The organism is Actinomadura sp. 3N508 (genome assembly GCF_044326375.1).
In the GTDB taxonomy this organism is placed as follows: Bacteria; Actinomycetota; Actinomycetes; order Streptosporangiales; family Streptosporangiaceae; genus Spirillospora.
The window spans coordinates 248,557-261,274 of record NZ_JBIRAX010000005.1 but is presented as its reverse complement, the minus strand read 5'-3'; the positions used below and the strand labels follow the sequence as shown (position 1 = coordinate 261,274).

Sequence of the window (12,718 nt, the reverse complement as noted above, 5' to 3'; positions counted from 1 at the left end):
GCGGTGATGAGACTAATTCGGAAAATGCGGGTTCGATCGTTGTCAAGTTTCCTTGATGTCAAGGAATCATGTCGACACGAGTGCCGATATATCTCTCATATGTGCACGGCCGATATTTTTACACTTGTCATCGAGCGGGGCGCAAAGCCCTGACGAATCCATGCTCTGGGGTTGGCCGATGACGTCATTTCCGACGACCGTGCACCAGGCGAGCGATCTGGTCGAGGCCGCCCGTGTCCTCGCCGAACGCGACCCGGGCCGCACCGCTTTCGAATACGTCCCCGACGGCCGTACCGTCACCGACCGCCTCACCCGGGCCGAACTGGACCTTCGCGCCCGCGCCGTGGCGGCCGCGCTACAGGCGGCCGGACTCGCCCCGGGCGACCGGGCGCTCCTGCTCTGCGGGCCCGGGCCCGAGTTCGTGGCGGGCTTCTACGGCTGCCTGTACGCCGGGGTGTGCGCGGTGCCCTGCCCGCCGCCACGGTCGGCGGCCCGCCGTGGCCGGGCGGCGTCGGTGGCCGCCGACGCGCGCGTCGCCGCCGTCCTGACCACCCGCTCCGTCCAGCAGGTGCTGGACCGGTCGGGCGCCGGGACCCCCGTGCTGGACGTCCCCGCCCTGCTCATCGAGGACGCCGCCGAGAGCGAGTCGTGGCGGCCGGGCCCCGTCCGGCCGGGCACCCCGGCGTTCATCCAGTACACGTCCGGCTCCACCGGCGCGCCCAAGGGAGTCGTGATCACTCACGAGAACCTGGTCGCCAACATCGGGATGATCTACCGCGCGACATGGTGGGACGTCCGGGACGTGCGGCCCGGTTCGGTGTCCTGGCTGCCCGTGCACCACGACATGGGGCTGGTCGGCTGCCTGCTGGCGCCCCTGTTCTGCGGCGGCACCTCGACCCTGCTGCCGCCCGAGGCGTTCCTCCAGGACCCGGCCTGCTGGCTCCGGCTGATCGGCCGGTCCGGGACGCTCGTCGCCAACGCCGCGCCGAACTTCGCGCTCGACCTGTGCGTGGACCGCGTCCGCGTGGACGAGCTCGCGGACCTGCGGCTCGACCGCTGGCATGCGCTGATCTGCGGAGCCGAGCCGCTGCGTGCCGCGTCCGTGGACCGGTTCGTCCGGCATCTGCGGCCGCTGGGCCTGCGGCCTGAGACGCTGCGCCCCGCCTACGGCCTGGCGGAGGCGACGTTGCTGGTCACGATCGGACAGGGCCCGCGGACGCTGCGGGCCGAGGTGGCCGCGCTCGAACGGGGACGGCTGGTCACCGAGCCCGCCGGCCGCGGCGTGGACCTCGTCTCCTGTGGCGCTCCGGCCGCCGGATGTCACCTCGCCGTCGTCGACCCGGAGACCGGCGATCCGCGCCCGGACGGCACGGAAGGCGAGATCTGGGTGAGCGGACGGCACGTCACGCGCGGCTACTGGGGCGACGGCCCCGACCCTCACACCACCTTGAACGGCGACCGGGAACAGCGCTCCTGGCTGCGCACCGGCGACCTCGGGATCCTCCGCGACGGTGTCCTGTACGTGACCGGCCGCAGCAAGGACCTGATCATCCTGGACGGCCGCAACCTGCACCCGCACGACATCGAGGTGGCCGCCGAACGGGACGCCCCCGCGGCCCGTCCCGGGCTCAGCGCCGCGTTCTCGGTGCCCGTGGACGGGGTGGAGCGGCTCGTGGTCGTCCGCGCGCTCGACCCGCGGATCAGGGCGGCCGACACCGCGGCGCTGATCGAGATCGCCGAGCGCGTCCGCCGGTCGGTGATCGCAGAGCACGACGTGGAGCCGCACGCGGTGCTGCTCGTCCGCGCCGCCGAGATCAAGCTGACCACCAGCGGGAAGGTCCGGAGGCAGGAGATCCGGAGCCGCTACCTGGCCGGCGAGTTGCGGGTGGTGCACGGCTGCGGCGCGGCGGCGGAGACCTGCGGGGACCGGTCACCCGATCGGGGAACGCCGCTCGACCTGCTAGACCTGCCCGACCTGCCCGCCGGCGCCCGCGCCGGAGCGGTGGAGGCGTGGCTGCGCGAGCGCGCCGCCGCGCTGGCGCGCACCGAGGCCCGGGAGATCGATCCGGACCGCCCGCTGCCCGCCTGCGGGCTGGACTCGCGGCGTATCGCTCGGCTGCGCGCGGAGATCCTGGACGGCACCGGAGTCGCCGTTCCGGCCGCCGCCGACAGCCTGCGGGCACTGGTGGACGCCGTCGTCGCCGGGCTCGACCGGCCGCCCGCCGAGAAGGGCACCGCCCGCCGGCTCGTCCCGGCGCAGGCCGAGGTGCGGGCCGGGGCCCCGGCCGAGCGGCACGAGCCGTTCCCGCTCACCGACCTCCAGCACGCCTACCTCGTGGGCCGGAGCACCGGGCGGGAGTACGGCGGGGTCGCCGCGCACGCCTACCTTGAGATCGACGTCGGAGACCTCGACCTGGCGCGGTGCGAGGCGGCCTGGCGGAGGATCGTCTCCCGGCACGACATGCTGCGCGCCGTGGTGACCGCGGACGGCCGTCAGCAGGTTCCCGACCCGCCGCCGCCGTCGTCCGGTGCCTTCGAGCGGTTCGATCTGCGCGGGGTCCCGGCGGAGGACGTCAGGGCCGCGCTGGACCACGAGGTGCCCTCCCCGTACGAGGGGCCGATGCACCGGATCGCGGTCAGCCGCACGCCGGACGGTCACGTCCGGCTGCACCTGAGCATCGACCTGCTGGTCGCCGACCTGTGGAGCCTGTACGTACTGTCGCGCGAGTGGCGGCTCCTCTACGAGGATCCCGGTGCAGACCTGCCCGAGCCGGGCCTCGCCTTCCGGGACTGGGCGGTCGCCGACCGCACTCCCGATCCCGAGGACGTCCGCTACTGGCGGGATCGCGTACCGGATCTCCCACCGGCGCCGCAACTGCCCGTCCTGCCGTGGCGGCCTGGGAACCCGGCCCGGTTCGCCCGCCGGAGACACGACCTCGGCCCGGCGGCGTGGACGCGGCTGGTGGAGTTCGCGCGGGCCCACGGGGTGACGCCGTCGGCGGCCCTCCTGGCCGCATACTGCACCGTGCTCGGCGCCTGGAGCCGGACGTCGCGGCTCACCGTCAACGTCACGCTGTTCAACCGCCCGGACGCGCATCCGCAGATCATGGACGTCGTCGGCGACTTCACGTCCGTGAACCCGCTCGAAGTCGACTGCGCCGCAGCGGAGCGCTTCGCCGATCATGCCCTGACCGTCCAGCGACGGCTGTGGCAGGACCTGGAGCATTCGTCGTATTCCGGTCTTCAGGTGATGCGGGATCTGGCCCGCCGGGACGGTGCGCCCGGCGGCGCGGTCCTTCCCTGCGTCTTCACCAGCGGGCTGGGGCTCGGCGACGGGGAGGCGCCGTTCGGCTGGCTGGGACGCGCCGTCCACGGGATCTCCCAGACGCCCCAGGTCCTGCTCGACCACCAGGTCTTCGAGGACGGCGGCGGCGCGGTGCTGATCTGGGACGCCGCGGACGGCCAATTCCCGCCCGGAGTGCTCGACGACATGTTCGCGGCCTACCGCGACCTGGTGGAGGACCTCGCCACCGACGACGGCCACTGGACGAGGCCGCCCGGCGTGCCGCTCCCGGCGCACCAGGCCGAGACGCGGGCCCGGGTGAACGACACGGCCGGGCCGGTGCCCGCCGGGACGCTGTCCGACGCGGTGTTCGCCCGCGCCGCGGAACGGCCCGGCGCCGACGCCGTCATCGCCACCGACCGGACCCTCACCTACGGGGAGCTGGCCGAACGCGCCGAAGACCTCGCCGCGCACCTGGCCGCGTCCGGGATCGGGCGCGGTGACGTCGTGGCGGTGGGCATGCCCAAGGGATGGGCGCAGATCGTCGCCGTCCTGGCGACCGCCCGGATCGGCGCGGCCTACCTGCCCGTGGATCCCGCCCTGCCCGGCGAACGCCGGCGGTGGCTGACCGACTCGGCGGGAGCCGCGCTGGTACTGCACGACCTGCCGGACACCCACGATCCACGATCCCGGACCGTGGACGCGCCGGCGCGTCCCGGCGACGTCGCCTACATCCTCTACACCTCGGGCTCGACGGGAACGCCCAAGGGCGTCGCGGTCAGCCACCGGGCGGCGCTCAACACGTGCGCCGACGTGGCCGGACGGCTGAACCTCGGACCCGGTGACCGGGTACTGGGCGTCTCCTCGCTGAGCTTCGACCTGTCGGTCTTCGACATCTTCGGCGTGCTCGGCGCGGGCGGCGCGCTCGTCCTCCCCGATCCCGGGCGCGGCACCGACCCCGCTCACTGGGCGGACCTCGTCCACGCCCATGACGTCACGCTGTGGAACTCCGTCCCCGCGCTGATGGAGCTGCTGGTCGACCACTGGGAGCGCACGGACTCGAAGGGGCCGTCGCTGCGGCACGTGCTGCTGTCGGGCGACTGGATTCCGGTGTCGCTGCCCGACCGGCTCCTCGCGCTCGCCCCGGACGCCCGGCTCACCAGCCTGGGCGGCGCCACGGAGGCGGGCATCTGGTCCATCTCCCACCCCGTCGACCGCGTCGACCCCGACTGGGAGTCCATCCCCTACGGCACGCCTCTGCGCAATCAATGGTTCGAGGTCCTCGACGACCACCTGCGGCCGTGCCCCACCTGGGTCACCGGAGAGCTGTACATCGGCGGCGCCGGACTCGCCGACGGCTACTGGCGCGACCCCGAGCGCACCCGGTCGCGGTTCATCACCCATCCGGATACCGGACACCGCCTGTACCGGACCGGCGACCTCGGCCGCTACCTGCCGGACGGCGCCATCCAGTTCCTCGGGCGGGACGACCACCAGGTCAAGATCGGCGGGCACCGCGTCGAACTCGGCGAGATCGAGCACGCGCTGCGGACGGCCCCCGGCGTCGCCGAGAGCGTCGTCATCGCGCACGGCGACCGGCATCGCCGCCGGCTCGCCGCGTTCGTCACGCGGACCGCGGCCGTCCCGGCCATCCCGGCGCTGCCGGGCGAGGACGAGCTCGCCCTGCTCGGCGGCGACTCGGGCGGCGTCCTGCTCGATCCGGCCGACCGGCACCGGTTCACGCTGAGCCGTCCCGGGCTGCGCACCGCGCCCGACGCCGGCGCGATCACGTTGCCCGAGGTCGAGGCCGCACCGCGCCGCTCGAGCCACCGCCGCTTCACCTCCGACCCGGTCGCCCTGGACGCACTGTCCCGGCTGCTGGACGGGCTGCGGGACGGCGACCGGCACGCCTACGGGTCCGCCGGCGGGCTCTACCCCGTCCAGATCTACCTCGACGTCGCCGACGGCGGCGTGACCGGGCTACCCGGCGGCGCCTACTACTACCGCCCGGACGGGCACCGGCTCGTGCCGCTCACCCGCGAGGCCGTCCCGGAGCGACCCGGCCTGACCTCGGTCAACGCGGCACTCGCGGCAGGCGCGCCCTTCGCCGTCTACCTGGTGGCCCAGTCCCGCGCGATCAGGCCGCTCTACGGCGGCCTCTGGCGGGACTTCAGCCTGATCGAGACCGGGCTGATCGCCCAGCTGCTGGAGACCGCCGCGCCCGCCGCCGGGCTCGGGCTGTGCCAGGCCGGAGGCGCGCGGTTCACCGCGGATCTGCGCGCCCGCTTCGACCTGGAGGACGGGCACGAGCTGCTGCACGCGCTGGTCGGCGGCGTCCCGGACACCTCCCCCGCGCACCCGGGGCCGACCCGGGAGGCGCTGCGCCGATGGCTCGCCGAACGGCTGCCGCAGGCGCTCGTCCCGCCGACGATCGTCCCTCTGGACCGCCTGCCGCTGACCCCGATCGGGAAGGTCGACCGGCGGGAACTCGAACGCCTCGCCGCCGAGGCCGCGACCGTGGGCGAGGCGCCCGTCCCGCCCGCCACCGACCTGGAACGCGTGATCGCGGCGGAGGTGGCCGCCGAACTCGGCGTGAGCGGACCGGTCAGCACCACGGACGGCTTCTTCGACCTGGGCCTGGACTCGGCCATGCTCACCCGGATCTGCGTGCGGCTGCGCACCCGGATCGCCGACGCGGGCCTGCCCGGGGGCGACCTGCCGCTGCCGCTGATGTTCGAGGCCGCCAGCATCCGGGCGCTCGCGGCCCGGCTGGACGGCAGCGACGAACCCGCCGCGGCGGCCGAAGCGGGACGCGCCCGCGGCGCGGCCCGCCGGGCCGCCCGCAACCCGGCACGAGACCGGCGTCCCGCCGGCTCCCAGCAGAAGGACGGTACCCAATGAGCAGTGGTGACATCGCTGTGATCGGCATGGCCTGCCGCCTCCCGGGGGCGCGCACGCTCGCCGAGTTCTGGGCGAACCTCATCGGCGGCGTGGGGTCGTTCGACCGGGTCGACGCCGCCGACCTCATCGCGGCGGGGCTCGATCCCGCGCTGGCCCAGACGGACGGCTACGTCGGCGTGTGCTCGGCCCTCGACGACATCGAGGAGTTCGACGCCGATTTCTTCGGCCTCACCCCGCGCGAAGCCGCCCTGCTCGATCCGCAGCAGCGGGTATTCCTCGAGGTCGTGTGGGAGGCGCTGGAAGACGCGGGCCAGGTACCCGCCACCAGCCCCGTGACCAGCGTCTTCTGCGGAGCCAGCATCCCGACCTACCTGATGAGCAATCTGGCCTCGCACGGCGTGTGGCTGCCCTGCAAAGACGCGTACGACGCGGTGGTGCACAACGAGAAGGACTATCTGTCGAGCCGGACGGCCTACCTGCTGGGTTTCAACGGCCCCGCGGTGACCGTGCAGTCCGGGTGCTCGACCTCGCTGGTCGCCGTCCACCTGGCCTGCCAGAGCATCCTGAACGGCGAGTGCGACATGGCCGTCTCCGGCGGCGTGTCGATCCGCGTCCCACAGCGCACCGGCTACCTCCACGGCGACGGCCTGCTGTCCCGGGACGGATATTGCCGCCCGTTCGATGCCGACGCATCGGGAGTCGTATACGGCAACGGCGCCGGGGCGGTCGTGCTCAAGGCGTACGAGCGTGCCGTCGCGGACGGCGACCGCATCCAGGCGGTCATCCGCGGATCGGCGGTGAACAACGACGGCGCGGCCAAGGCCGGCTTCACCCTGCCCGGGGTGGACGGGCAGACCGAGGTGATCAGCGCCGCGCTGGCCGTCGCGGACGTCGACGCCGCCACGATCACCGCGGTGGAGGCGCACGGCTCCGGCGTGCCGCTCGGCGACCCCATCGAGATCACCGCCCTGACCCGCGCGTTCCGCGCCTACACCGACCGGTGCGGCTACTGCGCGATCGGCTCGGTCAAATCCAACGTCGGCCAGCTGGAGGCCGCCGCCGGAGTCATCGGCCTGCTCAAGGCGATCCTGCAGCTCCGCCACCGTCGGCTGGCGCCCACCCTGCACCACCGCCGTCCCAACCCGCACATCGACTTCGCCAAGACGCCGTTCTGGGTTGTCACACGAGCGAGTGCGTGGGAGTCGCCTGAACCGCTGCGGATCGGCGTCGGCTCGTACGCCCACGGCGGCACCAACGCCTACGTCGTCCTGGAGGAGGCGCCCCCCGTGCTCCCCCCTGCGGCGCCCTACCCGGCTCGGCCCGGGCAGATCGTCGTGGTCTCGGGACGGACGCCGCGCGCGGCCCAAGCGGCGGCGGACCGGATGGCCGCCGCCGTTGCGGACGCTGACGCCGCGCGGCTGGCCGACATGGCGGGGACCGCGCAATCGGGCCGCACGCACTTCCGGTACCGGCGCTTCGCCGTCGGCACCGACGCCTCCGGACTGTCCGCGGCGCTCCCCGGGCCGGTGTGCGACGCGGGCGAGACCGCGCCGCGCGTGGTGTTCCTCTTCCCCGGCGAAGGCGGCGAGTACGCGGGGATGGCGCGCGGCCTGTACGAATCCGAACGCGTCTTCCGCGACGAGATCGACGCCTGCTCCACGGTGCTGCGCGACGTCGCCGCCCTCGATCTCACGCGGGTGCTGTACGAAGGCGCGGGCGACCTCACCGCGACCCGGCTGGCACAGCCGGCGCTGTTCGCGGTCGGCCACGCGCTGGTCCGGCTGTACGAGTCGTGGGGCGTGCGCCCCGGCGCCCTGGTCGGGTCCGGTGTGGGCGAGTTGCTGGCCGCGTGCGTGGCCGGGGTCCTGTCCCGTGACGACGCCCTCCGCGCGGTCGCGGCGCGCGGCCGGCTGATGCAGGAGTGCCCGCCCGGCGCGACGCTCGCGGTCGCCATGGCGGCCGGCGCGGTGCGCCCCCTGCTGACCGGCGGGCTGTCGCTCGCCGCGGTCAACGGGCCCGAACTGTGCCTGGTGTCCGGCCCCGCCAGGAACATCGAAGAGCTCGCGACGGGGCTGAACGTCCCGCACCGCACGCTGCACACCTCGTACGCCTTCCACTCGGCGCTGATGGACGAGGCCGTCGCGCCGTTCACCGACGAGATGCGCGGGGTGCGCCTGTCCGCCCCGCGAACGCCCTTCCCGTCCAACGTCACCGGCACGCAGATCACCGCCGAGCAGGCCCGGAACCCCGCCTACTGGGGACGCCAGCTTCGCGAACCCGTCCTGTTCACCGACTGCCTGCGCGGGATCGCGGCGGACGGCGAACGGCTCGTGCTGATGGAAATGGGACCCGGCGACGTGTTCGGACGGCTGGCGCGCCACAACCTCGCCCCGGCGGACCGGGCCACGGTGATCTCCACGCTCCCCGGCCCGGACGACGACCGCGACGACGCCGAGACCGCTCTCACCGCGCTGGCCCGCGCGTGGGGGGCCGGAGTCGAGGTCGACTGGGAGCGGCTCCGCGGCGGCCCCGCCCAGTGGGCCGACCTGCCGGCCTATCCGTTCCAGCGGCGGCGCTACTGGGTGAACCCAGCGCACACCGGCAACGGCACCCTGGCCGAACGTCTCGACCTGCCGCCCGCCGAGCCCGCCGCCGAGCCGCGTGCGGGACTGTCGGCCGACTACATGGCGCCGCGCGACGAGACGGAGAACCGGGTGGTCGCGCTCTGGCAGGAACTCCTCGGCCACGAGCCGATCGGCGTCCATGACGATTTCTTCGAGCTCGGCGGCCATTCCCTGACCGCCGTCCAGCTCGCCACCCGGATCCGCCGCGAGCTCGGCATCCCAGTGACGCCGGGCACACTCCTGCGCCACCCCACCGTGGCCGCGATGCTGAAGCGCCCCGCCGTCCCCGAGACCCGCACCCCGCCGCCGGGCGGGCTAGAAGTTGGGCATGGCTAGCCCGACGAGCGTGACGCCGGCCGGGATCGCCGCGAGGACTCCCATGACTGACAAGGAGATCTTGCCGGGGATGTGGCGGAAGTACTTGTAGGCCAGCGCCCATGGGAGAGGGACGAGGATGAGGATGCCCAGTGCAGGAATGGCCACGGTGCTGGCGCGGCCGCCGAAGTCGGTGGGGTAGGCGTGGATCCCGTCCGGGTGGAGTTGGGCGGGGAACACGTCGTCTTCCTTGGAGTCCGCGCGGAGGGTGACGTTGATCGGAGTGCTCGGCGGGGCCTTGGGGGTGAAGGTGCCGCTGCAGTAGGCAGAGGTGTCGGAATCCGTGCAGGAGGTCACCGTCACTCTCCCCGGCGTTCCCATCTGGCCGAACGCGAGGCGGACTTCGGTGATCTCGAAGACGATGGGGATGAGGGCCACCCCGAGCCACATGGCGATCCCGATGATCATCTGAAGGGGAGTCACGGGCTTGCTGCTGTGTGCCATTCGCCGTCTTTCGTGCCAGGGGAGCCCATCAGGTCCTCTCTGAGACGTGTGAGGCGAAGCGCGCGTTCGCGTGCTTTCGGCCGCCCTGATGGCCCATTTCGGCCAACACGCTGGAGGTTGGCGGATTCAGAGCGGAGGTCCGTCGGCGGCCGGAAGAGGCGGCCTGGGCCTGGACGGTGACGGCCTCCTCGGCACGTCCGTGGTACTCCGTCGCCGCGTGCGCCGTGCCTGCTCTCGCGCGCAGAACCACTCCCTCCGGCCGGGGACACGACCTCATCGGCATGGCCGAGCCCGGCGAGCCGGGAGACAAGATGGGGCGGAATGCAGCCGGTTTGTGTCCTGGCCTTGCAGTCGAGATCAGCGGCGTCCACGGGGACACGCCTTAGCTCGGCACGGTCCATTCTCTTCCGAGGTCGGGCATTTGCAGGCTCCTGTTACATGGGCTATATTCATTCATGCCGGACCGGGAACGGTTCGGGGGCAAGAAAGATGGCCGCACCGTGGTGATGGGCCGGCCTGCTCTTTTCGGGGGGAGGGAGCGGGCCGGCCGGCCAGAGAAGGTGCGCCCATCGTCCGGGGTGGATCTGGGCCGCCCCGGAGTCATCGCGCCGGTGGGCCAGTGCCGGCGCGACCAGCGGGTCAGCGTCCGTTCACGGGGGGCTCCGGCGATCCCGCACTCGCCGGATGGGGACGGACGCCCCGCGAATCGGCACCCCCCGGTCTTCAGGACCGGGGGGTGCACTTTCGTACGTGAAGGCGTTTTATCTTCTGCCACACCTGGGCGAGAATTCGACTTTTCGCCCATTCCGCATCCGGTGAACGTTGTATGCGGAGGGAAGAACACATGTCGCTGGAATAGGGTGGTTTCCGCGCGGTCGGCCAGCATGACACGCAACGTTGGCTCGCATGCGACGGGCCGGTTCCTCGCCGAGCGGGACGTCCTCGTCGGGCTCCTGGTCGACGGCGCCATGACCACCACCGAGGGCGGCGCGGCGGGGCGGCGGCTGATCGACGCCGTCGGGCTGCTCTAATCCGCGTCGGGCGGCGGGAAGGTCGGCCGGTTCGGGCTGAGCGAGCGGGCCCGCGAACTCGGCGCGGAGGTCCTCGTCCTCGATCCGGACCGCCACACGGACATCGCCGCACTGGCCCGCCGAGCCATAGCCGACGGCGCCGACCTGCTCGGCGTCGCCGGCGGCGACGGCACGCAGGCGCTGGTCGCCGAAGTCGCCGCCATGCACGGCGTCCCGTTCATGGTCATCCCGGCCGGGACCCGCAACCACTTCGCCCACGATCTCGGCCTCGACCGCACCGACCCCTCCACATCCCTGACCGCCCGCGGCTGACCGCAAAGGCGGGACCGGCCGTCCTGGACGGCCCGCAGGCGGTCCTGGTGAGCAACAACCCCTACCAGGGCGGCGACCCCGCCGGCGCCGGACGCCGGGAACGGCTGAACTCCGGTGCACTCGGCATCCTCGCCCTCACCGCCGACAACGCCGGACAGGCCGCCCGGCTGCTGCGCGGCACACGCGGCACACGCGGCAGACGCGGCGGCCTCACCACCCCATCACCTGCGTGATCCGGCCCGGCGCCCTACGCGTGCGGGTACCACGCGACCACCACACACCACCGCCCGCCAAACCCCGGCTGGACTGGCACGAACTCCTCCGGGTCGCGTTCGCCCGATCAGGAGGGATGCGACGGCGACGGCAGGTGAGAGGGCACGGCCACAGCAGTAGGTCGCCGCAGTCGCGCGGCGTTGTGAAGACGTCGTGCGCCGCCTGCCAGTAGAGGCCCTCGGGCACGCCCCCCATCGTCGGGTCAGGAGAACGCGGCGACGCCCGTGAGCGCCTTTCCGATGACCAGGCTGTGCACCTCGCTGGTGCCCTCGTAGGTGAGCACCGATTCCAGGTTGTTGGCGTGCCTCAGCACCGGGTATTCGAGGGTGATGCCGTTGGCGCCGAGGATCGTCCGGCATTCGCGGGCTATGGCCAGGGCCTCTCGGACGTTGTTGAGCTTGCCGACGCTGACCTGTTCCGAGGTGACCTCGCCGGCCTCCTTCAGCCGGCCGAGGCGGATCGCCAGGAGCATGCCCTTGCCCAGTTCAAGCGCCATGTTCGCGAGTTTCTGCTGGGTCAGCTGGAAGCCCGCCAGCGGGCGGTCGAACACCGTCCGGTCCCGGGCGTAGGCGATCGTCGTCTCCAGGCAGTCGAGGGCGGCGCCGAGCGCGCCGAAGACGATCCCGAACCGTGCCTCGTTGAGGCAGCCCAGCGGGCCGGACAGGCCGCGGGCGCCGGGCAGCATCGCGGCGGCGGGGAGCCGCACGTCCTCCAGGACGAGCTCGCTCGTCACGCTGGCGCGCAGCGACAGCTTCTCGGCGACGTCGCGGGCGCCGAACCCGGGTGTCGCCGCCGGGACGAGGAAGCCGCGGACGCCGTCGTCCGTCCGGGCCCACACGACGGCGACGTCGGCGACCGCGCCGTTCGTGATCCACATCTTGGTGCCGTTCAGTACCCAGTCGCCGCCGTCGCGCCTGGCCGTGGTGCGCATCCCCGCCGGGTTGGAGCCGAAATCGGGCTCGGTGAGCCCGAAGCAGCCGATCCGCTCCCCCGCCGCCATCGCGGGCAGCCACTCGTCCTTCTGCTCGTCCGAGCCGTAGGCCGAGATCGCGTACATGGCCAGCGAGCCCTGCACCGACACCAGGCTGCGGAGGCCCGAGTCGACCGCCTCCATCTCGAAGCAGGCCATGCCGTAGGCGACGGCGCCCGCGCCGGCGCAGCCGTGGCCCTTCAGGTGCATGCCGAGCAGGCCGAGACCGCCCAGCTCGCGGGCCAGCTCGGGCACGGGCAGCTCGCCGGAGCGGTACCACTCCGCGATGTGGGGTCGCAGCTCCTTGGCGCCGAACGCGCGGACCGTGGCGCGGATCGCCCGCTCCTCCTCGGTCAGCAAGCCGTCCACGCCGAACAGCTCCAGCGGACGCACCACTTCGCCGGTCATCCCAGGACTCCTCTGCAACGAAAGCTCGGGGCACCACCTCAGCACAGTTTTCATTTTGGATCCAGTATTGATTCTCCAATCACCGGCGGTTAGAGTC

The 12,718-nt window shown here is 72.9% G+C and carries 6 protein-coding genes and 1 pseudogene; 5 read left to right on the top strand and 2 right to left on the bottom strand.

All coding sequences use genetic code 11. The features are described from left to right. The first annotated feature begins 178 nt into the window (after window positions 1-178). Window positions 179-6,184: an amino acid adenylation domain-containing protein gene (locus ACH34S_RS20140; RefSeq protein WP_395954224.1), complete on the top strand. Its 6,006-nt coding sequence runs from the start codon at window positions 179-181 to the stop codon at window positions 6,182-6,184. Continuing rightward, window positions 6,181-9,144 (top strand): type I polyketide synthase, encoded by a 2,964-nt coding sequence (locus ACH34S_RS20135; protein ID WP_395954223.1) that lies wholly within the window; start codon window positions 6,181-6,183, stop codon window positions 9,142-9,144. Before ACH34S_RS20140 ends, ACH34S_RS20135 begins: the two co-directional genes overlap by 4 nt. Here the strand turns inward: ACH34S_RS20135 and ACH34S_RS20130 are convergent. Then, window positions 9,124-9,627, bottom strand: a complete 504-nt coding sequence (locus ACH34S_RS20130) for a hypothetical protein (RefSeq protein WP_395954222.1) — start codon at window positions 9,625-9,627, stop codon at window positions 9,124-9,126. The two genes, ACH34S_RS20135 and ACH34S_RS20130, sit on opposite strands and share 21 nt — an antisense overlap. 884 nt (window positions 9,628-10,511) lie before the next feature. Between ACH34S_RS20130 and ACH34S_RS20125 the strand changes: the two genes are divergently transcribed. The 3 genes and pseudogenes from ACH34S_RS20125 to ACH34S_RS20115 all read left to right on the top strand — a co-directional run bounded on the left by ACH34S_RS20125 (window position 10,512) and on the right by ACH34S_RS20115 (window position 11,203). After that, window positions 10,512-10,658 (top strand): hypothetical protein, encoded by a 147-nt coding sequence (locus ACH34S_RS20125; RefSeq protein ID WP_395954221.1) that lies wholly within the window; start codon window positions 10,512-10,514, stop codon window positions 10,656-10,658. Between the two features lie 18 nt (window positions 10,659-10,676). Continuing rightward, window positions 10,677-10,970 (top strand): annotated as a pseudogene (locus tag ACH34S_RS20120) (diacylglycerol/lipid kinase family protein); the annotation flags it as partial. A gap of 47 nt (window positions 10,971-11,017) precedes the next feature. Next, entirely contained in the window at window positions 11,018-11,203 is a 186-nt protein-coding gene (locus ACH34S_RS20115) for a hypothetical protein (RefSeq protein WP_395954220.1), read from the top strand. Window positions 11,204-11,445: 242 nt separating this feature from the next. Here ACH34S_RS20115 and ACH34S_RS20110 read toward each other — a convergent pair whose 3' ends face one another. Next, window positions 11,446-12,621 carry an acyl-CoA dehydrogenase family protein gene (locus ACH34S_RS20110; RefSeq protein ID WP_395954219.1) on the bottom strand — a complete coding sequence of 392 codons (1,176 nt, stop codon included), beginning with the start codon at window positions 12,619-12,621 and terminating at the stop codon, window positions 11,446-11,448. Window positions 12,622-12,718: the final 97 nt, after the last annotated feature.

Bases quoted from the DNA above. Each gene is read 5' to 3' on its own strand.
- ACH34S_RS20130 (WP_395954222.1), bottom strand. From the start codon at position 9,627: ATGGCACACAGCAGCAAGCCCGTGACTCCCCTTCAGATGATCATCGGG.
- ACH34S_RS20110 (WP_395954219.1), bottom strand. From the start codon at position 12,621: ATGACCGGCGAAGTGGTGCGTCCGCTGGAGCTGTTCGGCGTGGACGGC.
- ACH34S_RS20135 (WP_395954223.1), top strand. From the start codon at position 6,181: ATGAGCAGTGGTGACATCGCTGTGATCGGCATGGCCTGCCGCCTCCCG.
- ACH34S_RS20125 (WP_395954221.1), top strand. From the start codon at position 10,512: ATGACACGCAACGTTGGCTCGCATGCGACGGGCCGGTTCCTCGCCGAG.
- ACH34S_RS20140 (WP_395954224.1), top strand. From the start codon at position 179: ATGACGTCATTTCCGACGACCGTGCACCAGGCGAGCGATCTGGTCGAG.